The 22,920-nt window shown below is 59.9% G+C and carries 21 protein-coding genes; 13 read left to right on the top strand and 8 right to left on the bottom strand.

All coding sequences use genetic code 11. The features are described from left to right. Positions 1-107: 107 nt before the first annotated feature. Entirely contained in the window at positions 108-1,694 is a 1,587-nt protein-coding gene (locus AC07V0_RS29745; protein ID WP_018927491.1) for an ABC transporter substrate-binding protein, read from the bottom strand. 446 nt (positions 1,695-2,140) lie between these two features. Here AC07V0_RS29745 and rpmB point away from each other — a divergent pair, with 446 nt between their 5' ends. Both rpmB and rpmG read left to right on the top strand, forming a co-directional pair. Then, positions 2,141-2,374 carry a 50S ribosomal protein L28 gene (rpmB, locus tag AC07V0_RS29740; protein ID WP_018927492.1) on the top strand — a complete coding sequence of 78 codons (234 nt, stop codon included), beginning with the start codon at positions 2,141-2,143 and terminating at the stop codon, positions 2,372-2,374. A gap of 11 nt (positions 2,375-2,385) precedes the next feature. After that, on the top strand, positions 2,386-2,541 hold the full coding sequence (rpmG, locus tag AC07V0_RS29735) for a 50S ribosomal protein L33 (RefSeq protein WP_003177274.1): 156 nt from the start codon (positions 2,386-2,388) through the stop codon (positions 2,539-2,541). Between the two features lie 84 nt (positions 2,542-2,625). On the opposite strand, the gene AC07V0_RS29730 is transcribed toward rpmG, so the two are convergent. Then, positions 2,626-2,988, bottom strand: coding sequence for a cupin domain-containing protein (locus AC07V0_RS29730; RefSeq protein ID WP_018927493.1), 363 nt, complete (start codon positions 2,986-2,988; stop codon positions 2,626-2,628). Between the two features lie 236 nt (positions 2,989-3,224). On the opposite strand from AC07V0_RS29730, the gene AC07V0_RS29725 reads away from it, so the two are divergent. Next, positions 3,225-4,718 carry an aldehyde dehydrogenase gene (locus AC07V0_RS29725; protein WP_086944351.1) on the top strand — a complete coding sequence of 498 codons (1,494 nt, stop codon included), beginning with the start codon at positions 3,225-3,227 and terminating at the stop codon, positions 4,716-4,718. Positions 4,719-4,907: 189 nt separating this feature from the next. Further along, positions 4,908-6,050: an MFS transporter gene (locus AC07V0_RS29720; protein WP_019580474.1), complete on the top strand. Its 1,143-nt coding sequence runs from the start codon at positions 4,908-4,910 to the stop codon at positions 6,048-6,050. Between the two features lie 16 nt (positions 6,051-6,066). On the opposite strand, the gene AC07V0_RS29715 is transcribed toward AC07V0_RS29720, so the two are convergent. Together AC07V0_RS29715 and AC07V0_RS29710 are read right to left on the bottom strand one after the other, a co-directional pair. Continuing rightward, on the bottom strand, positions 6,067-7,638 hold the full coding sequence (locus AC07V0_RS29715) for a phospholipase D family protein (RefSeq protein WP_018927496.1): 1,572 nt from the start codon (positions 7,636-7,638) through the stop codon (positions 6,067-6,069). 56 nt (positions 7,639-7,694) lie between these two features. Beyond that, entirely contained in the window at positions 7,695-9,116 is a 1,422-nt protein-coding gene (locus AC07V0_RS29710; RefSeq protein ID WP_018927497.1) for an aminotransferase-like domain-containing protein, read from the bottom strand. A 179-nt stretch (positions 9,117-9,295) separates the two neighbouring features. Here AC07V0_RS29710 and AC07V0_RS29705 point away from each other — a divergent pair, with 179 nt between their 5' ends. Further along, positions 9,296-9,541 (top strand): DUF1127 domain-containing protein, encoded by a 246-nt coding sequence (locus AC07V0_RS29705; RefSeq protein WP_018927498.1) that lies wholly within the window; start codon positions 9,296-9,298, stop codon positions 9,539-9,541. 51 nt (positions 9,542-9,592) lie between these two features. Here AC07V0_RS29705 and AC07V0_RS29700 read toward each other — a convergent pair whose 3' ends face one another. Next, on the bottom strand, positions 9,593-10,906 hold the full coding sequence (locus AC07V0_RS29700; RefSeq protein WP_018927499.1) for an NAD(P)/FAD-dependent oxidoreductase: 1,314 nt from the start codon (positions 10,904-10,906) through the stop codon (positions 9,593-9,595). 148 nt (positions 10,907-11,054) lie between these two features. Here AC07V0_RS29700 and AC07V0_RS29695 point away from each other — a divergent pair, with 148 nt between their 5' ends. After that, positions 11,055-11,408, top strand: a complete 354-nt coding sequence (locus AC07V0_RS29695; protein WP_007934627.1) for a YkgJ family cysteine cluster protein — start codon at positions 11,055-11,057, stop codon at positions 11,406-11,408. Between the two features lie 3 nt (positions 11,409-11,411). On the opposite strand, the gene AC07V0_RS29690 is transcribed toward AC07V0_RS29695, so the two are convergent. Then, positions 11,412-11,900: an Lrp/AsnC ligand binding domain-containing protein gene (locus AC07V0_RS29690; RefSeq protein ID WP_003177284.1), complete on the bottom strand. Its 489-nt coding sequence runs from the start codon at positions 11,898-11,900 to the stop codon at positions 11,412-11,414. Positions 11,901-12,056: 156 nt separating this feature from the next. Between AC07V0_RS29690 and dadA the strand changes: the two genes are divergently transcribed. The 6 genes from dadA (at position 12,057) to AC07V0_RS29660 (ending at position 18,199) form a co-directional block, all read left to right on the top strand. Further along, entirely contained in the window at positions 12,057-13,361 is a 1,305-nt protein-coding gene (gene dadA / locus AC07V0_RS29685; protein WP_064621369.1) for a D-amino acid dehydrogenase, read from the top strand. Further along, positions 13,333-13,686 (top strand): RidA family protein, encoded by a 354-nt coding sequence (locus AC07V0_RS29680; protein WP_018927502.1) that lies wholly within the window; start codon positions 13,333-13,335, stop codon positions 13,684-13,686. Before dadA ends, AC07V0_RS29680 begins: the two co-directional genes overlap by 29 nt. A 111-nt stretch (positions 13,687-13,797) precedes the next feature. Next, entirely contained in the window at positions 13,798-14,871 is a 1,074-nt protein-coding gene (gene alr / locus AC07V0_RS29675; protein ID WP_018927503.1) for an alanine racemase, read from the top strand. 128 nt (positions 14,872-14,999) lie between these two features. Beyond that, on the top strand, positions 15,000-15,548 hold the full coding sequence (locus AC07V0_RS29670) for a cupin domain-containing protein (protein WP_018927504.1): 549 nt from the start codon (positions 15,000-15,002) through the stop codon (positions 15,546-15,548). A gap of 170 nt (positions 15,549-15,718) precedes the next feature. Further along, positions 15,719-16,147: a c-type cytochrome gene (locus tag AC07V0_RS29665; RefSeq protein WP_081625748.1), complete on the top strand. Its 429-nt coding sequence runs from the start codon at positions 15,719-15,721 to the stop codon at positions 16,145-16,147. A 129-nt stretch (positions 16,148-16,276) separates the two neighbouring features. After that, on the top strand, positions 16,277-18,199 hold the full coding sequence (locus tag AC07V0_RS29660) for an acetyl-CoA hydrolase/transferase C-terminal domain-containing protein (RefSeq protein ID WP_086944352.1): 1,923 nt from the start codon (positions 16,277-16,279) through the stop codon (positions 18,197-18,199). Positions 18,200-18,267: 68 nt separating this feature from the next. On the opposite strand, the gene AC07V0_RS29655 is transcribed toward AC07V0_RS29660, so the two are convergent. Then, positions 18,268-18,840 (bottom strand): xanthine phosphoribosyltransferase, encoded by a 573-nt coding sequence (locus AC07V0_RS29655; protein WP_018927509.1) that lies wholly within the window; start codon positions 18,838-18,840, stop codon positions 18,268-18,270. 57 nt (positions 18,841-18,897) lie between these two features. Then, a complete protein-coding gene (rep, locus tag AC07V0_RS29650; protein ID WP_018927510.1) occupies positions 18,898-20,907 on the bottom strand; it encodes a DNA helicase Rep in 2,010 nt (669 codons plus the stop codon). A 262-nt stretch (positions 20,908-21,169) separates the two neighbouring features. On the opposite strand from rep, the gene AC07V0_RS29645 reads away from it, so the two are divergent. Then, positions 21,170-22,834, top strand: a complete 1,665-nt coding sequence (locus AC07V0_RS29645) for a putative bifunctional diguanylate cyclase/phosphodiesterase (RefSeq protein ID WP_064621098.1) — start codon at positions 21,170-21,172, stop codon at positions 22,832-22,834. Positions 22,835-22,920: the final 86 nt, after the last annotated feature.

Below are 22,920 nucleotides of genomic sequence, written 5' to 3'. Positions count from 1 at the left end.
CGGATCTGTACTGCGCCAACAGTCAGAATCGAGCCTTGTCCCTCCTCCTCCCTTCAAGTACCAGCATACAAGCGAGCCTGCTCCCACGGCTTTTGTGGTGACGCTGATTACTTGAAGTTGACCTTGGAGTAATCCTGCCGGCCAAACGGGCTGACGCGATAACCCTCGACGTCTTTGCGCGTCAGGGCGAAGGCCGTGGGGTGGGCCAGTGGCAGCCACAATGCCTGTTGCTGTATTTGCGCCTGGGCCTGTTCGTAGAGCTTGGTGCGTACACCTTGCTCGCCAGTGGTCTTGCCGGCGCTGATCAGCTTGTCCAGATCCTGGTTGCAGTAACGGGCGAAGTTGGTGCCGGCTTTGATCGCCGCGCAGGAAAACTGCGGCGTGAGGAAGTTGTCCGGGTCACCGTTGTCGCCGGCCCAGCCCATGAACAGCAGGTCATGCTCGCCGGCCTTGGCGCGGCGAATCAGTTCGCCCCATTCGATCACGCGGATCTCTGCTTGAATGCCGATTTCCGCCAGGTCGGACTGAAGCAATTGCGCACCGAGGCTCGGGTTGGGGTTCAGCAGGCTGCCGGAAGGACGGGTCCAGATGGTGGTCTGAAAACCGTTCTTGAGCCCGGCCTTGGCCATCAATGCCCGGGCTTTCTCGACATCATGCGGGTAGCCCGGCAAGTTTTTGGCATAGCTCCAGGTGTTGGGTGGGTAGGGCCCATTGGCAGGCTCAGCGGTGTCTTCGAATACGGCCTTGAGGTAGTTGGCCTTGTCGAACGCCAGGTTGATTGCCTGGCGCACTTCCGGCTTGTCCAGCGGCGGATGTTGGCTATTGATGCCGACGAATGCGGTCATGAAGGCGTCAGTCTTTTCCACCTTCAGGGTCGGCTCCTGCTTCGCAGCCTGCACGTCCAGCGGTTTCGGCGACAGGGCGATCTGACACTCGTTGCGGCGCAATTTCTGCAAGCGCACGTTGGCGTCCGGGGTGATCGCGAAGATCAACGGGTCCACCGATGGCTTGCCCTGGAAGTAGTCGCGGTTGGCCTTGTAGCGAATCGAGGCATCTTTCTGGAAACGCGTGAAGATGAACGGGCCGCTACCGATCGGCTGGCTGTTGAGCTTCTCCGGAGTGCCGGCCTTCATCAGTTGCTCGGCGTACTCGGCCGAATAGATCGAGGCGAAGCCCATGGTCAGGGTCGGCAGGAACGTCGAGTCCGGGTGATCGAGGGTGAAGCGGATGGTGAGCGGGTCCAGGGCGTCGATCTTTTTGATCAGTGTCGGTAACTGCATCGACTGAGCGTGCGGGAAGCCGCTCTGGGCGATTTTGTGCCATGGGTTTGCCGGATCGAGCATGCGGTCGAAACTGAATTTCACGTCTTCGGCGGTCAGGTCGCGCGTCGGGCTGAAATACTCGGTGCGGTGAAATTTCACCTGCGGATGCAACTTGAAGACGTAGGTCAGGCCGTCGGGCGTGACGTCCCAGCTGTCCGCGAGGCTGGCGACCACTTTGCCGCTGGCCGTGTCGAAGTCCACCAGGCGGTTCATCAGCACGTCGGCCGAGGCGTTGGTGGTGGTCAACGAGTTGTATTGCACCACGTCGAACCCTTCCGGACTGGCCTCGGTGCAGACGCTCAGGGCGGCGGCATGGGCCAGGGGGCTCAGTAGAAGCGGTGCGAGCAGCAGCGGTAGGGCAGCGAGGCGCATGGTTGGATTCCTTTACAGATGAAGGCCCATCTGCAAGTGCAGTCTGGAAAAGGCCTACCCTAGTGGGCTCTTTTGCAAATGACTATCCCCTTTTTCATTTTCAGGGGAGTATGGGCGATTGTTTTCGGTGGGTGACGGTTGAGAAAAACCCTGAATTGTCCCGTTGGCCGATTCTCTGCGACGAGCGGTCGCTATCGGGCTTAGCCTTTACCCAAGGCGCTCGGCGCCCGAAAAAACGGGTTTTTATCAACTCAATTCACACCGGTTGTTGTTGCTCTCTGGTCTTTCTGGTATAAAGCAGCGCTCTTTTCTAGGGGCCCGGTTCCTTCGTTTGTAGGTGTAGCCGGTAAGACCCTTAAAGAAACGCGGCGCCTGGCGCCAAATGACTGAGAGATTAAGCGGCCAACCCATGCCGGGTTGGGCATGTGGTTTTAGAGGGCTGAGGCATGTCGAGAGTCTGTCAAGTTACCGGTAAGGGTCCGGTGACTGGGAATAACATTTCCCACGCAAACAACAAAACCCGTCGTCGTTTCCTGCCGAACCTGCAGCATCACCGCTTCTGGGTTGAGTCCGAGAAACGTTTTGTGCGTCTGCGCGTATCTGCCAAAGGCATGCGTATCATCGACAAGCGTGGCATTGATGTCGTGCTGGCCGAAATCCGTCGCGATGGCAAGATCTAAGGGAGCTAATCATGCGTGAATTGATTCGTTTGATTTCGAGCGCCGGTACTGGTCACTTCTACACTACCGACAAGAACAAGCGCACTACTCCGGACAAAATCGAGATCAAGAAATATGATCCGGTTGTTCGTAAGCACGTGATCTACAAAGAAGGCAAAATCAAGTAATTGATTTTTCCTCCTTACGAAAAAGGCCCGTATCGCGAGATACGGGCCTTTTTTGTTGCCTGTCGGTTCAAGCGGCACAAACCCTCAAGCCTTCTGTTCAAACACCACATAAATCTTGCGGCACGGCTCCAGCACTTCCCAGGTGCCTTTGAAACCGGCCGGAATCACGAAGCGATCGCCCACGCGCAGGGTCTTGGCGCCGCCGTTGTCATCGCGCAGCACTGACACCCCCTGAACGATTTCGCAGTATTCGTGTTCGGTGTAGTTCACCCGCCACTGACCGACTTCGCCTTCCCAGACACCTGCACTCATCTGGCCGCACGGGCTGTTGTAGTGGTTGTACACCGTTTGTTCGGGGTCGCCCTTGAGGACTTTGGCCGGGTCTGGCCGATAGCGATCGGGCTGGGTGGTGGCCTGACTGAAATCGACGATATCCTGAATGCTCATGTTGGTATTCCCACGTGATTGCGGCGCGACTGACTGGAAAGTTGAAAGTCTATGTTTATTAAAATGAACATCGCAAGGCCATTTAACGGTCCTTTGTCAAATATATTGAAACTTCACCCGTCGCTGGTTTAGGGTAACGGTTGCCTTGAGCCGAAAAGCAGGCTGGCCGGGCAGAATTCCTGACAGCACCCGCGAAGAGCGCGGGCGCTCGTATTCAATAAGAGGAGGACACTCGTATGACCACCCTGACTCGTGCCGACTGGGAACAACGGGCTCGCGATCTGAAGATCGAAGGCCGTGCCTACATCAATGGCGAATACACCGATGCAGTCTCCGGTGAAACGTTCGAGTGCATCAGCCCTGTCGATGGCCGTCTGCTGGGCAAGATTGCCAGCTGTGACGCCGCCGACGCCCAGCGCGCCGTGGAAAACGCTCGCGCCACGTTCAATTCCGGCGCCTGGTCGCGCCTGGCGCCGACCAAGCGCAAAGCCACCATGATTCGTTTTGCCGGCCTGCTGAAACAGCACGCCGAAGAGCTGGCCCTGCTCGAAACCCTGGACATGGGCAAGCCGATCAGCGATTCCCTGTACATCGACGTTCCTGGCGCGGCGCAAGCCCTGAGCTGGAGTGGTGAGGCCATCGACAAGCTCTACGACGAAGTCGCCGCCACCCCGCACGATCAGTTGGGGCTGGTGACTCGCGAGCCGGTCGGTGTGGTCGGTGCGATCGTGCCGTGGAACTTCCCGTTGATGATGGCCTGCTGGAAACTCGGCCCGGCGCTGTCCACCGGTAACTCAGTGATCCTCAAGCCTTCGGAAAAATCGCCGCTGACGGCTATTCGTATTGCAGCGCTGGCAGTTGAAGCCGGCATCCCGAAAGGTGTGCTGAACGTGCTGCCGGGTTACGGTCATACCGTCGGCAAGGCCCTGGCCTTGCACAATGATGTCGACACCTTGGTGTTCACCGGTTCGACCAAGATCGCCAAGCAACTGCTGATCTACTCCGGCGAATCGAACATGAAGCGTGTCTGGCTCGAAGCCGGTGGCAAGAGCCCGAACATCGTGTTCGCCGATGCGCCGGACCTGCAAGCCGCCGCCGAATCGGCTGCCAGCGCTATTGCCTTCAACCAGGGCGAAGTCTGCACCGCCGGTTCGCGCCTGCTGGTCGAACGTTCGATCAAAGACAAATTCCTGCCATTGGTGATCGAAGCCCTCAAGGCCTGGAAGCCGGGCAATCCGCTGGATCCGGCGACCAACGTCGGTGCGCTGGTGGATACCCAGCAGATGAACACCGTGCTGTCCTACATCGAATCCGGTCACACCGATGGCGCCAAACTGGTGGCTGGCGGCAAGCGTATTCTTCAGGAAACCGGGGGCACCTACGTCGAGCCGACGATTTTCGACGGTGTCAGCAACGCGATGAAAATTGCCCAGGAAGAAATCTTTGGCCCGGTGTTGTCGGTGATCACTTTCGATACCGCCGAAGAAGCCGTTGCGATTGCCAACGACACCCCTTACGGCCTCGCGGCGGCAGTATGGACCACGGACATCTCGAAGGCCCACCTCACCGCCAAGGCATTGCGTGCGGGTAGCGTTTGGGTCAACCAGTACGATGGCGGCGACATGACCGCGCCGTTCGGTGGCTTCAAACAGTCCGGGAACGGTCGCGACAAGTCATTGCACGCGTTCGACAAGTACACCGAGCTGAAGGCGACCTGGATCAAGTTGTAAGCCTGTGTGGAGCCCGATCGAACATCGGGCTCCCGAGCGACACAGATCCCCTGTGGGAGCGGGCTTGCTCGCGAAGGCGCCGTAACAGCCAACGATGATGTTGGATGTGATGGCCTCTTCGCGAGCAAGCCCGCTCCCACATTTACTTTGTGCGGCCAGTAAAAATAACAATCCACAGGAGCGTGGAACATGCGTTGGGCGACTTATTTCGCCGTCTTGGCGTCTGTCTTGAGTGTCGGCCTGGCCCTGGGCGTCAGCATGCCGTTAGTGTCGCTGCGCCTGGAAGGCTGGGGTTACGGCTCGTTCGCGATTGGCGTGATGGCGGCGATGCCGGCCATTGGCGTGTTGCTGGGGGCGAAGATCTCCAGCCATCTCGCGGCCCGTCTTGGCACGGCCAATCTGATGCGCCTGTGCCTGTGGGCCGGGGCGGTGTCCATCGGCTTGCTGGCGCTATGGCCGAGCTACCCGATCTGGCTGGTGCTGCGGTTGATGATCGGGGTGATCCTGACACTCGTCTTCATCCTTGGTGAAAGCTGGATCAACCAACTGGTGGTCGAGCAATGGCGCGGCCGATTGGTAGCGCTGTATGGCAGCAGTTATGCGCTGAGTCAGCTGGCCGGGCCGCTACTGTTGGGGGCGTTGGGCACCGAGCACGATTACGGTTTCTGGGTGGGCGTCGGTTTGCTGATGACGTCACCGTTCCTGCTGCTGGGTCGTAGCGGAGCACCCACCAGTGAAGCCTGCAGCGTGACCCTCAACGATTTGCTGAACTTCTGCCGTGGCCTGCCGGCAATTGCCTGGGCGGTGTCGCTGTTTGCTGCGTTCGAAGCGATGATCCTGACCTTGTTGCCGGTCTACTGCCTGCGTCAGGGCTTCACCACGGAAATCGCCCTGGCGATGGTCAGTACGGTGGTGGTGGGGGATGCCTTGCTGCAATTGCCGATTGGTGCGCTGGCTGATCGCTTGTCGCGGCGTACATTGTTTACCGGCTGCGCAATGCTCTTGCTGCTGTCGAGCCTGGCGATTCCATTGTTGATCGATACGTTGCTGATCTGGCCGCTGTGGGTGTTGTTTGGCGCCAGCGCCGGCGGTCTGTTCACCTTGTCGCTGATCCTGATCGGTGAGCGTTACCGCGACGATGCGCTAGTGCGGGCCAATGCCCATATCGCGCAGCTGTGGGGGATCGGTTGCCTGATCGGGCCGTTGGCGGCCGGTGCCGGGAGCCAGTGGATCAGCGGGCATGCCTTGCCGTTGCTGATGGCGGCGGGCGCGTTGGGGTTGGTGATTCTGGTATCGCGGCAAGGGGCGTTTGGGACGGTGCAGCCGGCGTAGATCCTGGCAACTCAAGCTACAGCATCTTTTCCAGGCCAATCGTACTGCTGAACCACGAATTGAAATGCCGCCACCAGCTCCCCGGTTCCTTGGTCAATGTGTGCTGCTTACCGTCGTCTTCGGTGATCCAGACTATCTGACCCTTTTCCAGTCGCGCGTGATAGCTGAGGGCCGGGGCCATACCCTCCAGCGCCAGTTCGCGCACACGCTCGGCAAGTTCCGGGTTGTCCACCAGCACCCCGACTTCGGTGTTCCAGAGCACCGAGCGCGGGTCGAAATTGAATGAGCCGATGAAGGCTTTTTGTCGGTCGAAGATCATGGCCTTGCTGTGCAGGCTGGAATCGGAGCTTTGGTTGGATGATCCTCTGTGAAACAGGCTCGGTCCGCTGCCGCCGTTGTCCCCGGGCTGGCGGCGTAATTCGAACAGCTGCACGCCATGCTCCAGCAAGGCTTTGCGATAAGGCGCATACCCACCATGCACGGCGGGAACATCGGTGGCTTCCAGTGAGTTGGTCAGCAAACTGACCGACACCCCGGCATCGGCGCGACCGGTCAGGTACACCAGTCCCGGTTGGCCGGGTACGACGTAGGCCGAGATCATGATCAGCTCTTTGCTGACCCCGTTGAGTTCAGGCGCCAACTGGGTGGTCAGCAGCAAGTGCGGATCAGGTTCTCCGTCGGACAACACCTTGCTCGGTGCGTCCCATAGCGCCTTGTTCCAGGCCCAGATCAATTCCTGCCGCCAGACGTCCATGCGTGGATGAGTGGTGTAGGTCATCAACTGCAGATAGAGCGCGTGGTTCTGTTTGCGCGTTTCTTCCAGGGATTCGTCCAGGCGGGTCCGGGTATTTCTCAGGTCCCTGGCGCTCGGCCTGCTTGAGAGAAACTGCTCGATCGGCTTGCTCAGGGCGCTGTTCCAGTATTGGTCGAAGCTGTGTCCCAACTGCTCTGCAACCGGGCCGACACTGAGCATGTCGATGTCGGTGAAATTCAGTTTGGGCTCGGCATCGAAATACTCATCCCCCAGGTTGCGCCCGCCCACGATTGCCACGCTATTGTCCGCCACCCACAGTTTGTTGTGCATGCGGCGATGTTGCTGCGACAGGTTGAACAGCCGGCCCATGGTACGCGTCACGACGGTGCTGCGGCCCAGGTGCAGCGGGTTGAAGACGCGGATCTGAATCTTCGGATGGACAGCGAGGGTTGCGATGATCTGGTCCAGGCCATCGCTGGTGGTGTCGTCGAGCAGAATCCGCACCCGCACGCCTCGGTCGGCGGCTTTGAGCAGCTCGCTGATCAGTATCCGTGTGCTGATGCCGTCATGGACGATGTAATACTGCAAATCGAGGCTGCTTTGGGCATTTCGAATCAGCTCGGCGCGGGCGGTGAAGGCCTCGGTGCTATCGGATAGCAAGCGGAAGCCCGACTGACCCTGGTGGGGAGCGGCCTGGGCCTGGATCGAGCGGCCGAAAGCAGAGTCGGTCGCCGGCAGGGCCTGGCTCGGTTCGCGAGGGACGTGGAGCGTCGTGCAGCCACCCAGGAACGAGGCGAGTAACAGCAGAGCAAGCAGGGGCTGTCTGATTCTCACGGCGCATATTCCGGATGGTGGCGGATAGCATATGGACGCCGTATCCCGAAGAAAGGTCAGTCGGTTTCCGCCAGCAGTTTGATTGCTGTCGCACCGACCTTGCGCACAGCTTCTTCAATCTGCGGGGTCGTTTTGGCAGCGTAGTTCATCCGCAGGCAATTACGGTATTTGCCCGAGGCGGAAAAGATACTGCCCACGGCAATCTGTACGCCCTGATCATGCAGTGCACGATTGAGTTTCAGGGTGTCGAAGCCCTCCGGCAGCTCAACCCACAGCATGAAGCTGCCTTGCGGACGGCTGGCGCGGGTGCCGGCCGGGAAATAACGGGTGACCCAATCGATCATTGCGTCGCGATTGCGCTGGTATTGCATCCGCATCCGCCGCAAATGTGGTTCGAAGTGCCCGGCCTTGAGAAATTCGGCAATCGCAATCTGTGGTTGCGTCGCGGTGGAGCCGGTGCTGATGTACTTCATGTGCAGCACGCGCTCCAGATACCGGCCCGGCGCGACCCAGCCAATGCGCAGGCCCGGTGCCAGGGTCTTGGAAAAGGAACTGCAGAGCAGGACGCGGCCGTCTTCGTCGAAGGATTTGATCGTGCGCGGGCGGGGGTAGGTGTAGGCCAGTTCGCCATACACATCGTCCTCGATAATCGCCACGTCGAAACGCTGTGCGAGGTTCAACAGCGCACGTTTGCGTGACTCCGGCATGATGTAGCCCAGCGGGTTGTTACAGTTGGGGGTCAACTGTATGGCTTTGATCGGCCATTGCTCCAACGCCAGTTCCAACGCTTCGAGGCTGATGCCGGTGAGCGGGTCGGTGGGGATTTCCAGCGCTTTCATGCCCAGGCCCTTGAGGGTCTGCATGGCGCCGTGAAAGCTTGGCGAATCCACTGCGACGATGTCACCCGGTCCGCAGATGGCGCGGATGCTGGTCGACAGCGCTTCGTGGCAACCGGTAGTGATCACCAGATCGTTGGCGCTCAATTGGCAGCCGGAATCGAGCATCAGGCGGGCGATTTGTTCGCGCAGTTCGAGGGTGCCGCAGATGTTGTCGTAATACAGGCCTCGCATGTCCTGCTGGCGGCTGATACGTGCCAGGTTGCGCAGTAGCGGTTTCATGGTCGGCGAGGTGATGTCCGGCATACCGCGGCCCAACTGCACGACATCCTTGCGCGGCACGGCGCGGATCAGTTCCAGCACCTGATCCCACTGTGAAATATCCACCGGTCGTTGGGCTGGGCGGCCGACCACGGGTAGCTCTGGCAGTTCGCGGCTCACCGGTACGAAATAGCCGGATTTGGGTTTGGGCATCGCCAGGCCTACGTCTTCCAGCACTCGATAGGCCTGTTGCACCGTGCTCAGGCTGACCCCGTGCTCGACACTCAGCGCCCGCACCGAGGGTAGCCGGTCACCGGGGCGATAGAAGCCCTGTTCGATACGTGTGCCGAGCAACTCGGCGAGGTTGACGTAAAGGGTCATGGTGCAGTCTCGATGTGGGTGATTCGGTTAACCAATACAGATGGGGCAAAAATAAGCGATTCAGAGGCCGAAACAGAAAAACTGTATGGAATTAATACTGCTCTGTTGAATCTGTAATGCTTTTTGCCGTCCGCGCATCATGAAAGCTCTGGCTACCCAAGTAAACAGGAGCGACGAAAATGAACGGCTTGAGCGATGTGCGGCTGACGTTACACAGTCAGGAACTGGCGGCAGGGCAACAGAACGGCGCGCGCGAGGCAATTATGCGCAATGCACCGTCCTGCCTGGGGCGCTGGGGTCTGTTCTGGCATCGTCTGCACACGCGTAAGGCGTTGTTGGAGCTGACGCCGGAGCAACTCAAGGATGTCGGGTTGAGTCGGGAGCAGGCGCGGGAGGAGGGGCTTAAACCTTTCTGGCATCTGTGAGATGAACCGCGATCCCTTGCAGGTGCAGCCTTCGGCAGCTCCTGCAAGGGTTCAGGCCAGTTCTTTAAGACGATGCCAAAGCATTCCCAACGCCAACAACGGCGAGCGCAAATGTTTGCCGCCTGGAAAGGTAATGTGCGGCACCTTGGCAAACAGATCGAAACCACCACTGTGCTGGCCGCTGATGGCCTCAGCCAACAACTTGCCTGCCAGGTGCGTGGCGTTTACGCCATGACCAGAATAGGCCTGGGCGTAATACACATTCGGTTGCTCCTTGAGCCGGCCGATCTGCGGCAGGCGATTAGCCCCGATGCCGATCATCCCGCCCCACTGATAGTCGATTTTCACCCCGGCCAGTTGCGGGAACACCGCCAGCATCTTCGGACGCATGTATGCGGCGATGTCTTTCGGATCGCGTCCTGAATAATGGCAGGCGCCGCCGAACAGCAGGCGGCGGTCCGCCGAGAGTCGGTAATAATCCAGCGCTACCCGTTGATCGCAGACCGCCATGTTCTGCGGCAGCAGCGCGTGAGCCTGCTCTTCACTCAAGGGTTCGGTGGCGATGATGTAACTGCCGGCGGGCAGCACCTTGCCGCCAAGTTGCGGGTTGAGATCGTTGAGGTAGGCGTTGCAGCCCAGCACCAGGGTCTTGGCGCGGACCGAGCCCCGGGCGGTGTGGACCTTGACCTCGCGGCCATAATCGATGCGGGTTACAGCCGATTGCTCAAACAGTTTGGCGCCCAATTGCCGGGCTGCGGCCGCTTCGCCCAGTGCCAGGTTCAGTGGGTGCAGATGCCCGGAGCCCATGTCGATCAAACCACCGACATAGCGATCGGAACCCACCACGCTGTGCATTTCGTTGGCTTGCAGCAGACGGGTTTCGTAACGGTAACCGAGGCTGCGCAGCTCGCTGGCGTCTTCAGCGAAGCCTTCCAGGTCATGGGCCTTGTTGGCGAGGTCGCAGTAGCCCCAGGTCAGGTCGCAAGCGATCTGAAAGCGCTCGATTCGCTGGCGGACGATTTCCACCGCTTCCAGGCCCATCAGTTTCATCTGACGCACGCCGTCTGCACCGATCACATTGGCGAACTGATCGAGGCCATGGCCGACGCCGCGAATCAATTGCCCGCCATTACGTCCGCTGGCGCCCCAACCGATCTTGTGCGCTTCAAGGAGCACCACGCGCAAGCCTCGTTCAGCCAGTTCCAGCGCGGTGTTCAGCCCCGAGAATCCGCCGCCCACCACGCACACGTCTGCGACCAGCTCACCTGTGAGCGCCGGAAGGTCGGGTTGCGGCAGGCTGCTGGCGGCGTAATAAGAGGCGACGTGCCGGTGGTTAGGGGCAGGTTGCTGAACGGGGGCGTTCATGGACGTCATCCTGATGCGTGTGTTTGAAAAAGTTGACGGAGCATAAGCCGCCCCTTCGGATACGGGCAACATTGGTCGGTTGGCGCTGTCTGGATTGGGGCTTTTGCGTCAGAATCCCGGTCTATTCCGCATTCGGGTCACCGCTTCGATGAGCTGCAACAGTCAGAAAATTCGCACGCTGCGCCAGCAAATTCCCACCTTCGAGTGCGTGCCCGGCTGCCATGACTGTTGTGGGCCGGTCACCACCTCGCCCGAAGAAATGTCCCGCCTGCCGCGCAAGACCCGGGCCGAGCAGGACGCGGCGATGGACGAACTCAATTGCGTCCATCTGGGGCCCAACGGGTGCACGGTGTATGACGAGCGCCCATTGATCTGCCGTCTGTTCGGTACCACCAAGACATTGCCATGCCCCAATGGACGGCGGCCAGTGGAGCTGATTCACCCGCGGGTCGAGAAGCAGATCCACGAATACATGGCCAGTACCCGGCAGGTGTTGGTGTAGGGCTCAATCCGGAATCGGCAGACTCAAACTCTCTTTCACTTCTTCCATCACGATATAGCTCTTGGATTCGCGCACATGCGGCAACTTGAGCAGGATGTCGCCCAGCAATTTGCGGTACGAGGCCATTTCGGAAATCCGCGCTTTCACCAGGTAATCGAAGTCCCCTGACACCAAATGGCATTCAAGTACGTGGGGCAGTTTCAGCACCGCGCGTCGGAACTCTTCGAAAGTATCGCCGGATTTGTAGTCGAGACTGATCTCGACGAACACCAACAGACTACCCTTCAAGTGCTGCGGATTCAGCCGGGCGTTGTAGCCCATGATGATCCCTTCGCGCTCCAGGCGCCGTACCCGTTCAGTGCAGGGGGTGGTGGAGAGGCCGACCTTTTCCCCCAGTTCGGTGAAGGAGATACGCCCGTCCGCTTGCAGGATCCGCAGGATGTTGCGGTCGATCTTGTCCAGCTCACGTTTGGTCTGAGTGTTGGTCCGCATAGGGGATGCGCCTCCGTGAAAAGGGTTTTTGCCGAGAATTGTCGCCAAATATAAGCACTTATATAGTGAAAAGCACTGGCTAATCTTTTTTAAACTGCCCACATCTTCGGTCTGCACAATAAACGTCAGCGGTAAGCCGCGATGAGGGATATGAAAATGCGCGTTCTGGTCTTGGGTAGCGGCGTCATCGGTACCGCCAGTGCCTATTATCTGGCACGAGCCGGCTTTGAAGTGACGGTTGTGGACCGTCAGCCAGCGCCGGCCATGGAAACCAGTTTCGCCAACGCCGGGCAGGTTTCGCCGGGTTATGCCTCACCGTGGGCCGCACCGGGCGTGCCGCTCAAAGCCATCAAGTGGCTGTTGCAGCGTCACGCGCCATTGGCGATCAAGGCCACTGCTAATATCGACCAATACCTGTGGATGGCGCAGATGCTGCGCAACTGCACCGCCAGCCGTTACGCGGTGAACAAAGAGCGCATGGTGCGTCTGTCCGAGTACAGCCGCGACTGCCTCGACGAATTGCGCGCCGAAACCGGCATTGCCTACGAAGGCCGTAGCCTGGGGACTACCCAGCTGTTCCGCACCCAGGCGCAGCTCGATGGCGCCGCCAAAGACATCGCCGTGCTGAAAGAGTCCGGTGTGCCGTTCGAACTGCTCGACCGTGCCGGCATTGCCCGGGTCGAACCGGCCCTGGCCAGCGTCACCGACATCCTCGCCGGTGCCTTGCGCCTGCCGAACGACCAGACCGGCGACTGCCAGATATTCACCACCCGCCTGGCCGAAATGGCCGTGAAACTGGGTGTGGAGTTCCGTTTCGGCCAGGACATCCAGCGCCTCGACTTCGCCGGTGATCGCATCAACGGTGTGTGGATCGATGGCAAGCTGGAAACCGCCGACCGTTACGTGCTGGCCCTCGGCAGTTACTCGCCGCAGTTGCTCAAGCCGCTGGGCATCAAGGCCCCGGTGTACCCACTCAAGGGTTACTCGCTGACCGTGCCGATCACTAACCCGGCGATGGCCCCGACGTCGACCATTCTCGATGAGACCTACAAGGTCGCGATCACCCGCTTCGACAACCGCATCCGCGTCGGCGGCATGGCTGAAATCGCCGGTTTTGACCTGTCGTTGAACCCGCGCCGGCGCGAAACCCTGGAGATGATCGTCAACGACCTTTATCCTCAGGGCGGCAATCTGCCCGAAGCGAGTTTCTGGACTGGCCTGCGTCCGACCACTCCGGACGGCACGCCGATTGTCGGTGCCACACCGTTCAAAAACCTGTTCTTGAATACGGGCCACGGTACGCTCGGCTGGACCATGGCTTGTGGGTCCGGTCGTTTGCTGGCTGACCTGATGGCCAAGAGAACGCCGCAGATCAGCGCCGAAGGCCTCGATATTTCCCGTTATGGCAACACACTTAAGGAGCCTGCAAAACATGTCAATCCAGCGCCAGCTCACCAATGAGCGCATGAGCCAGATCGTTGTCCATAACGGTACTGTGTATCTGGCAGGACAGGTCGGCGACGACATGAGCGCCGGGATTGAACAGCAGACCCGTGAAGCCCTCGCCAACATCGAGCGTTTGCTGGATCTGGCCGGGACGGACAAGAACCGTCTGCTGTCGGTGACCATTTACCTGAAAGACATCGACGCGCACTTCGCAGGCATGAATTCGGTGTGGGACCAGTGGCTGCCAAAAGGCGTCGCGCCGGCCCGTGCCACGGTCGAATCGAAGCTGTGCGAACCGCAAATCCTGGTCGAGCTGTCGGTCGTTGCCGCGCTGCCATAAACGCTCTGCCATAAATCAAGTCACAAAGATCCCTCTCCCGGCGCTGTTGGTGGTTCACGCTGTCAGCCAGCGCCGGTTTTTTTCCCAATGACCGACTAGAAGTCTGCCGCCATGCGTCCTGCCCGTGCCCTGATCGACCTTCAAGCCCTGCGTCACAACTACCGGATTGCCCGTGAAGTCACGGGTGCCCGTGCCCTCGCGGTGATCAAGGCCGATGCCTATGGCCATGGCGCGGTACGTTGCGCCCAGGCGCTGGAAGCCGAGGCGGACGGCTTTGCCGTGGCGTGTATCGAAGAGGCCCTGGAGCTGCGCGCCGCTGGTATTCGTGCGCCGGTGTTGCTGCTGGAAGGTTTTTTCGAAGCCGATGAGTTGGCGCTGATCGTCGAGCATGACTTCTGGTGTGTGGTGCATTCGTTGTGGCAACTCGAAGCCATCGAAAAAGCCACGCTGAGCAAACCGATTACGGTGTGGCTCAAGCTCGACTCCGGCATGCATCGGGTTGGTCTGCATCCAGCGGATTACCAGGCCGCCTATCAACGGCTGCTGGCCAGCGGCCAAGTGGCGAAGATCGTGTTGATGAGTCACTTCGCCCGCGCCGATGAACTGCACTGCCACGCCAGCGTCGATCAGGTCGCGGTATTCGAAGCGGCGCGTAAGGGTTTGGCGGCCGAAATCAGCCTGCGTAACTCGCCGGCGGTGCTTGGTTGGCCGCAGATTCCGAGCGATTGGGTGCGCCCGGGCATCATGCTCTACGGCGCGACGCCGTTCGAAGAGGCCAATGCCGTGGCGTCTCGCCTGCAACCGGTGATGACCCTGGAATCGAAGGTGATTTGCGTGCGTGAACTGCCGGCCGGCGAGCCGATTGGTTACGGCGCGAAATTCGTCACCCCCAAGCCGATGCGTGTGGGTGTGGTGGCGATGGGGTATGCCGATGGTTATCCGCGCCAGGCACCGAGCGGCACACCGGTGCTGGTGGCCGGGCAACGCAGTCAGTTACTGGGTCGGGTATCGATGGACATGCTCTGCGTCGACCTGACCGACGTGCCGCAAGCCGGCCTCGGTTCGCCCGTCGAGCTATGGGGTAAAAATATCCTCGCCAGTGATGTCGCGACAGCCGCCGACACGATTCCTTATCAGATCTTCTGCAACCTGCGTCGGGTTCCGCTGCTCTATTCCGGGGCCTGACAAACAGCGCTCCCGACCGAAAGTCGCTTCGCCAGGCTGGATTCAGGCGCAAGTGTTGTAAATACTGAACGCTGTCGCCATGATAACGCTCAATATTCTTGCAACCTGAATCCCTGGAGGCTCCAGCATTGGACGTCGGTGAACGACTGCAATCGATCCGTAAGCTCAAAGGTCTTTCCCAGCGTGAGCTCGCCAAACGCGCGGGTGTTACCAACAGCACCATATCGATGATCGAGAAGAACAGCGTCAGCCCCTCGATCAGTTCGCTGAGGAAGGTACTGGGCGGGATTCCCATGTCCATGGTCGAGTTCTTTTCCGAAGAAATCCTGCAGGAAAAGCCGACTCAGATCGTCTACAAGGCCCACGAGCTGATCGATATTTCCGATGGCGCAGTGACCATGAAGCTCGTCGGTCGGGCTCACCCGAGCCGGGCTATCGCGTTCCTCAACGAAATCTACCCGCCAGGCGCCGACACCGGCGAGGAGATGCTCACCCACGAGGGCGAGGAAACCGGGATCCTGGTGGAGGGTCGGCTGGAACTGGTGGTAGGGCTCGAAACATTTGTGCTCGAGGCCGGCGACAGCTACTACTTTGAAAGTACCAAGCCGCACCGTTTCCGGAATCCGTTCGATGCCCCGGCGCGACTAATCAGCGCAGCCACTCCAGCGAATTTCTAAGAGGCACGGCGTCGTGCCCGGATTGCACAGACGCCCATGCTGTATTCCCGCCTTGTGATAAGACCCCTTCGACTTTGGGGTTGTTTCAGTGTGGCGGGCTTACCGCTATACTTGCGCCCGCCTGCGAACCGTGGCCGCAGGCGTGACTAGCCACCATTGAGGGTGTACGCGTGAACCTAATTATGAAAATGCTGGCCGCACCAGCAACCGTATTGGCCCTTTGGGCAGTCAGCGCACAAGCTGCGACCAACGACGATATCGCTAAACGTCTTGAACCAGTCGGCCAAGTCTGTGTGCAGGGTAAAGAATGCAAGGGGATGGAAGTCGCTGCTTCGGTTGGCGGCGGTGCGTCGAAAACGCCTGACGAAATTATTGCCAAACACTGCAATGCTTGCCATGGCACCGGCCTGTTGGGCGCACCGAAGATCGGTGATGCCGCAGACTGGAAAAAACGTGCCGATAAAGAAGGCGGCACCGCTGCTGGCTTGGCGAAGGTAGCGTTGAGCGGGCTCAATGCGATGCCACCAAAAGGCACATGCAGTGACTGCGAACTGAAAGACCTTGAAGGCGCCATCCAGAAGATGTCTGGCCTGAAATAAGCCTGTTTTCAACGAAAAGCCGCTTGCGAGCGGCTTTTTTGTGCCTGCGATTTGTCTGAGGCTATTCTTTGCAGCAAAGACCCGGCAAGCTCGGTTCAACCCAATTCATGGGTTGGGCGGGAGGATCAGATGGTGCAGTTGTGTTCTATCGAGCAGGCGGTCGATGACGTTCTGGCACGGTTGCCGGCGCATATCCATATGGGCCTGCCGCTGGGGCTGGGCAAACCCAACCACTTCGTCAACGCGCTGTATCAACGCATTGCGCAACTGCCCGAGCGGCAGCTGACGGTCTACACCGCCCTGTGTCTCGGCCGTCCGCCCTTGGGTGATGGCTTGCAAAAGCGCTTCCTCGAACCCTTCATCGAGCGGGTGTTCGGCGATTACCCGGAACTGGATTTCCTCGCCGACCTGCATCGCGACAGCCTGCCGAACAACATCCACATTCATCAGTTCTTCATGCAACCGGGCAGCCTGCTGAACAGCGCCCCGGCCCAGCAGGATTACGTCAGCAGCAATTACAGCCACGCCGCACGGGACATCAATGCCGCCGGTTTGAATCTGGTGGCGCAACTGGTCGCCAGCCACAGCGAACATCCCGATCGCCTCAGTATGAGCTGCAACCCGGACATCACCCTCGACCTGTTGCCGATGATCGCCAAGCGCCGGGCGGCGGGGGAGACGATCCTGATGGTGGGCCAGGTGCACAACGATTTGCCGTACATGCCCGGTGACGCGGAAGTCGGCATCGACACCTTCGATCTGCTGATCGACGCCAAGGACAACACCACGTTGTTCTCCACACCGAACATGCCGGTAGGTTGCCAGGATCATTTCATCGGGCTGCACGCCAGCACGCTGGTGCGCGATGGGGGCACCTTGCAGGTCGGCATCGGCGCCATGGGCGATGCCCTGACGGCGGCGTTACTGGCGCGGCAGGCGGACAGTGACGGTTACAAGGCGTTGCTGGCGGATCTGAATCTCAGCCAGTGGGCGCAGTTGATCGAGCGCGAAGGGGGCGTCGAACCGTTTGCCAAGGGCCTTTACGGTTGCAGCGAAATGTTCGTCAACGGCTTGCTGGTGCTGGCGGACGCCGGGATCGTGCGACGCAAGGTCTACCCGGATGTGCAGACCCAGCAGCAGGCGAACGCCGGGACGCTGAATGAGGCGGCGCAAACCGACGGCATCTCGGTACATGGCGGGTTTTTCCTCGGGCCGCGCAGTTTCTACGAGCGCTTGCGCGAGTTGCCGCAGAGCAAGCGGCTCGAATTCAACATGACCCGCATCAGTTACATCAACGAGCTCTACGGTCAGGAAGAACTCAAACGCTTGCAGCGCCTTGATGCGCGCTTCATCAACACTGTGTTCACCATGACGTTGCTCGGTGCGGGCGTGGCGGATCAGCTCGAAGACGGGCGGGTACTCAGCGGCGTTGGCGGGCAATACAACTTCGTGGCCCAGGGTCATGCACTGGAAGGCGCGCGCTCAATCCTGCTCCTGCGCAGTTGGCGCGAGTCGGGCGGTGAGGTCAGTTCGAACATCGTCTGGGAATACGGCCATTGCACGATCCCACGGCATCTGCGGGACATCGTCATCACCGAGTACGGCATCGCCGATTTGCGGGGCAAGACCGACGCGGCGGTGATCGAGGCGTTGCTGAACATCAGCGACTCACGCTTCCAGCCGGGGCTGATCGAACAGGCGCAGAACGCTGGCAAATTATCGAAGCATTTTCGCCTCGATCCGCGTTTCGCCGACAACAGCCCGCAGCGTTTACAGGCCATTCAGGCCCGGCATTCGAATCTGTTTCCGGAATATCCGTTGGGCTGTGATTTCACGGCGCAGGAGCGGGATTTATTGCGGGCGCTGAACTGGTTGAAGAGCAAGTTCAAGCTCACGGAGATTCTGGAATTGGGCAAGGCGGCGCTGGATGCGCCAGAACCTTCGCAGTTTCCCGTGCATCTGGAGCGGATGCAGCTGACGAAGCCGGAGGGGTTGAAAGAGGATTTGTTTCAGCGGTTGTTGCTCACCGGCCTCAAAGCCACCGCGCAATAACTGGCAGTCGAAATCAAATGTGGGGGCGAGCCTGCTCGCTCCCACATTGGTTTTTCGGTGTAGTGGCTTTATTCGATGAAGGTTACAACGCCATCCTTCAGCGACTGCACCCGAGCCAACGATTCCACGCGATAACCCTGGGCATCCAGTTCCGCACGGCCACCCTGGAACGACTTCTCGATCACGATGCCCAGACCGGCCACGGTCGCGCCGGCCTGTTTGATGATCGAGATCAGCGCTTGCGAAGCCTTACCGTTGGCCAGGAAGTCGTCGATGATCAGCACGCGGTCGCTGCTGGTCAGGTGACGCGGGGAGATCGCCACAGTGCTTTCGGTCTGCTTGGTGAACGAGTAGACCGTCGCCGACAGCAGGTTTTCAGTCAGGGTCAGGGACTGATGCTTGCGCGCGAAAATCACCGGTACGCCGAGGTTCAGGCCGGTCATGATCGCCGGGGCGATACCCGAGGCTTCGATGGTGACGATCTTGGTGATGCCCGAATCCTTGAACAGCGAGGCGAATTCGTCGCCGATCAGCTTCATCAGGGCCGGGTCGATCTGGTGGTTCAGAAAGGCGTCGACTTTCAGGACCTGGTCGGAAAGCACGATGCCTTCTTCGCGAATTTTCTTGTGCAGTGCTTCCATGAAGCTGTCCTCTGTTGGCGTCTTTTGTGCCGAAGGTCTAAATAAATGTGGCTAATTCTAGCGCTTTAGCATTGCGCGTATATCTGCCAATGCGCTGTTGCCACGAACGGCTTTGACTTCGGTCGGGGTGTCGTCGTTGCCTTCCCAGGCCAGGTCGTCCGGCGGCAGTTCATCGAGGAAGCGGCTGGGCGCGCAGTCGATGATCTCGCCATATTGCTTACGCTTGGCGGCGAAAGTGAAAGCCAGCGTCTGACGCGCTCGGGTAATCCCGACGTAGGCCAGGCGGCGTTCCTCTTCGATGGTGTCGGCTTCGATGCTGGAGCGGTGCGGGAGGATTTCCTCTTCCATGCCCATGATGAACACGTAAGGGAATTCCAGGCCCTTGGAGGCGTGCAAGGTCATCATCTGCACACCTTCGGCGCCATCTTCCTCTTCCTGCTGACGCTCCAGCATGTCGCGCAGCACGAGTTTGCCGATGGCATCTTCGACGGTCATCTCACCGTCTTCGTCTTTCTCCAGCGTGTTCTTCAGTGCCTCGATCAGGAACCAGACGTTACCCATGCGGTAATCGGCGGCCTTGTCACTGGAGCTGTTGGTGCGCAGCCAGTTCTCGTAGTCGATGTCCATGACCATGCTGCGCAGGGCGGAGATCGGGTCTTCGCCGGCGCACTGCTCGCGGACCTTGTCCATGAAGCGCTTGAAGCGCGACAGGCGATCGGTGAAGCGGCTGTCCAGGTGTTCGCCCAGGCCGATTTCGTCGGTGGCGGCGTACATCGAGATTTTTCGCTCGGTGGCGTAGTTGCCCAGCTTCTCCAGGGTGGTCGAACCGATCTCCCGGCGTGGGACGTTGATCACCCGCAGGAAGGCGTTGTCGTCGTCCGGGTTCACGATCAGGCGGAAGTAGGCCATCAGGTCCTTCACTTCCTGGCGTCCGAAAAAGCTGTTGCCGCCGGACAGTCGGTAAGGCACCTGGTGATGTTGCAGCTTCAGCTCGATCAGCTTGGCCTGGTAGTTGCCGCGATACAGAATCGCGAAATCGCTGTAGGGCCGGTCGGTGCGCAAGTGCAGGCTGAGGATTTCCACGGCCACGCGCTCGGCTTCGGCGTCTTCGTTGCGGCAGCGGATCACGCGGATCTCGTCGCCGTGACCCATTTCACTCCACAGCTGCTTTTCGAATTCGTGCGGGTTGTTCGAAATCAGCACGTTGGCGCAGCGCAGGATGCGGCTGGTGGAGCGGTAGTTCTGCTCCAGCATCACCACTTTCAGGGACGGGTAATCGTCCTTGAGCAGCATCAGGTTTTCCGGGCGGGCGCCGCGCCAGGCGTAGATCGATTGGTCGTCGTCGCCTACCACAGTGAACTGGTTGCGTTTGCCGATCAGCAGTTTCACCAGCAAATACTGGCTGGCGTTGGTGTCCTGGTATTCGTCCACCAGCAGGTAGCGGACCTTGTTCTGCCATTTTTCCAGGATGTCGTCGTGTTCCTGGAACAGTTTTACCGGCAGCAGAATCAGGTCGTCGAAGTCCACCGCGTTGAACGCCTTGAGCGTGCGCTGGTAGTGGGTGTAGACGATGGCGGCGGTCTGTTCCTTGGGGTTGCGTGCGTTTTCCAGGGCTTCGGGCGGCAGGATCAGGTCGTTTTTCCAGGCGCCGATCATGTTCTTGATCTCGTCGACGCCGTCGTCGCCCGAGTATTCCTTCTGCATGATGTCGGTCATCAGGGCTTTGACGTCGGTCTCGTCGAAGATCGAGAAGCCCGGTTTATAGCCCAGCCGCACATGTTCCTTGCGGATGATGTTCAGGCCCAGGTTGTGAAAGGTGCACACCGTCAGGCCGCGGCCTTCACCGCCCTTGAGCAGCGTGCCGACCCGTTCCTTCATCTCCCGCGCGGCCTTGTTGGTAAAGGTCATGGCGACGATGTACTGGGCGCGGATGCCGCAGCTCTGGATCAGATGCGCAATTTTGCGGGTGATCACGCTGGTCTTGCCGGAGCCTGCGCCGGCGAGCACCAAAAGAGGGCCGCCGACGTAGCTCACGGCTTCTTGCTGCCGGGGATTGAGTCGGGACATACGAAATCAGGGAGTCGTTAGCGAAATGGGCCGGCATTTTAACAGGCTCAGAGAATTGTGCTGCTCTCTCCGACTTGTGACGCAACACGCGATCTCTATTTGCCGGTTTTGATACTTTCACGCAGGATGCGCAATGAATTCGCGTCTAATGTACGTATTCAAGACTCGAAGTCGTGTTTGATAACCGATGATATTGGGTCATTGGTTACCCGAGCGGCATAATGCGCGCCGCCTACATCTTTGCAGAGTCTAGGGAGCTAGCTTGTCTACGCCTGTCGAACCCTTGCGTTTGCTGCTACTGGCCCAAGAGCCGGCGTGGGCAGCGTTGTTGCGCGAGTGTCTGGCTCCAATGGGGAGTTCGGCAGTGCTGCTCAGCGCGCCGAGCTGGGAGTCGGTCAGCAACTTGTTCGATGACAACCGCAGCGCGGTGTTGTTGACGATTCCTGCTCTGCAGCCAGCACCCGGCCGTTGCAGCCTGCCGACGGTGTTGCTGCTCGAACACGAACCGCTGGCGCCGCCCGACGGTGTGAGCGACTGGCTGGTGCGCAACCTGCTGGATCCCGGCATGTTGCGCCGCTGTCTGCGTCATGTGCGTGAGCGCGGGGTGCTGGAAAACACCTTGCAGCGCCTGGCCGAGCAGGATCCGCTGACCGGCATCGCCAACCGCCAGGGTTTCCAGACCTTGCTGGCGGCGCGTCTGGCGGACAACGACGGCCGCGGCCTGGCCCTCGGTCACCTCGACCTCGACAACTTTCGACACGCCAACGACGCCCTCGGCCATCAGGCAGGCGACCGGTTGATTCTGCAAGTGGTCTCGCGGCTGAAAAGCCAGCTGGAGGCCGGCGATCAACTGGCGCGGCTGGGTAGCGATGAATTCGCCCTGCTGATCGACACCCGCCGCGCCCCTCAGCGCGCTGAATGGATGGCCGAACGGATTACCGAAGCCCTGTCCGAGCCCTACTGGATCGACGGCGAAAGCCTGTTGATCGGTTCCAGTCTCGGCATTGCTCACGCCCGGGCGCAGGCCGGCGCCGACCCGTTGATGTGGCATGCGCACATCGCCATGCAGCAGGCCAAGAGTACTCAAGGCTGCACCTTTCACATCTTCAACGAGCGGATCAATCGCAATGCCCGCAGCATCGCCGACCTTGAAAGTGAGCTGCGTCGGGCCTTGCGTCGCGATGAGCTGGAGTTGCATTACCAGCCACGCCTGAACCTTGCGGACGGCCAGATCGTCGGCCTCGAAGCCTTGGTGCGCTGGCGTCATGGCGAACGCGGTTTGCTGCCCCCCAGCGAATTCGTGCCACTGGCCGAGCAAAGCGGCTTGATCGTGCCGCTGGGTTACTGGGTGATTTCCCGAGCCCTGCGGGACATGCAGGCGTTGCGTGAGCGGGGCCTGCCGGCGCTGCACATGGCGATCAACCTGTCGTTCCGGCAGTTTCAGGACAGCCAGTTACTGTCGACCCTGAGCCGGTTGATTGCCGAGCGTGGCGTCGAGGCGCAATGGCTGGAATTCGAACTGACCGAAACCGCGGTGATGCGTCGCAGTGACCTGGTCAAGCAGACCATGGACGCCCTCGGACGGCTCGGTGTGCGCTTTTCGCTGGACGATTTCGGCACCGGGTTCTCATCGTTCGTGCACCTGAACAGCCTGCCGATCGCCTTGTTGAAGGTCGACAAGAGCTTTGTCGGCGGCATGGAAGAACGGGAAGAGAATCGCAAACTGGTGCACGCCATGATCAACCTGGCGCACAACCTCAACCTCGAAGTGGTTGCCGAAGGGGTGGAAACACCGGAGCAGCTGGATTTGTTGCGCGGATTTGGTTGCGATCAGGTGCAGGGGTATCTGATCAGCAAGCCGTTGCCGTTGGCGGAGTTGGTTGAGTATTTGACCTTCGGCTCCAGCCAGCAGGCTGTGCTGGCTTAACAACGTACCGTAGGGGGGGGGGGGGGGGGGGGGGGGGGGGGGGGGGGGGGGGGGGGGGGGGGGGGGGGGGGGGGGGGGGGGGGGGG

Source organism: Pseudomonas sp. GW821-FHT01E10 (assembly GCF_059422365.1).
This window is presented reverse-complemented; position numbering and strand designations above follow the sequence as displayed.

Bases quoted from the DNA above. Each gene is read 5' to 3' on its own strand.
- AC07V0_RS29725 (WP_086944351.1), top strand. From the start codon at position 3,225: ATGACCACCCTGACTCGTGCCGACTGGGAACAACGGGCTCGCGATCTG.
- AC07V0_RS29700 (WP_018927499.1), bottom strand. From the start codon at position 10,906: ATGAACGCCCCCGTTCAGCAACCTGCCCCTAACCACCGGCACGTCGCC.
- AC07V0_RS29710 (WP_018927497.1), bottom strand. From the start codon at position 9,116: ATGACCCTTTACGTCAACCTCGCCGAGTTGCTCGGCACACGTATCGAA.
- rpmB (WP_018927492.1), top strand. From the start codon at position 2,141: ATGTCGAGAGTCTGTCAAGTTACCGGTAAGGGTCCGGTGACTGGGAAT.
- AC07V0_RS29705 (WP_018927498.1), top strand. From the start codon at position 9,296: ATGAACGGCTTGAGCGATGTGCGGCTGACGTTACACAGTCAGGAACTG.
- rpmG (WP_003177274.1), top strand. From the start codon at position 2,386: ATGCGTGAATTGATTCGTTTGATTTCGAGCGCCGGTACTGGTCACTTC.
- AC07V0_RS29730 (WP_018927493.1), bottom strand. From the start codon at position 2,988: ATGAGCATTCAGGATATCGTCGATTTCAGTCAGGCCACCACCCAGCCC.
- alr (WP_018927503.1), top strand. From the start codon at position 13,798: ATGCGTCCTGCCCGTGCCCTGATCGACCTTCAAGCCCTGCGTCACAAC.
- AC07V0_RS29655 (WP_018927509.1), bottom strand. From the start codon at position 18,840: ATGGAAGCACTGCACAAGAAAATTCGCGAAGAAGGCATCGTGCTTTCC.
- rep (WP_018927510.1), bottom strand. From the start codon at position 20,907: ATGTCCCGACTCAATCCCCGGCAGCAAGAAGCCGTGAGCTACGTCGGC.
- dadA (WP_064621369.1), top strand. From the start codon at position 12,057: ATGCGCGTTCTGGTCTTGGGTAGCGGCGTCATCGGTACCGCCAGTGCC.
- AC07V0_RS29680 (WP_018927502.1), top strand. From the start codon at position 13,333: ATGTCAATCCAGCGCCAGCTCACCAATGAGCGCATGAGCCAGATCGTT.
- AC07V0_RS29690 (WP_003177284.1), bottom strand. From the start codon at position 11,900: ATGCGGACCAACACTCAGACCAAACGTGAGCTGGACAAGATCGACCGC.
- AC07V0_RS29745 (WP_018927491.1), bottom strand. From the start codon at position 1,694: ATGCGCCTCGCTGCCCTACCGCTGCTGCTCGCACCGCTTCTACTGAGC.
- AC07V0_RS29660 (WP_086944352.1), top strand. From the start codon at position 16,277: ATGGTGCAGTTGTGTTCTATCGAGCAGGCGGTCGATGACGTTCTGGCA.
- AC07V0_RS29720 (WP_019580474.1), top strand. From the start codon at position 4,908: ATGCGTTGGGCGACTTATTTCGCCGTCTTGGCGTCTGTCTTGAGTGTC.
- AC07V0_RS29695 (WP_007934627.1), top strand. From the start codon at position 11,055: ATGAGCTGCAACAGTCAGAAAATTCGCACGCTGCGCCAGCAAATTCCC.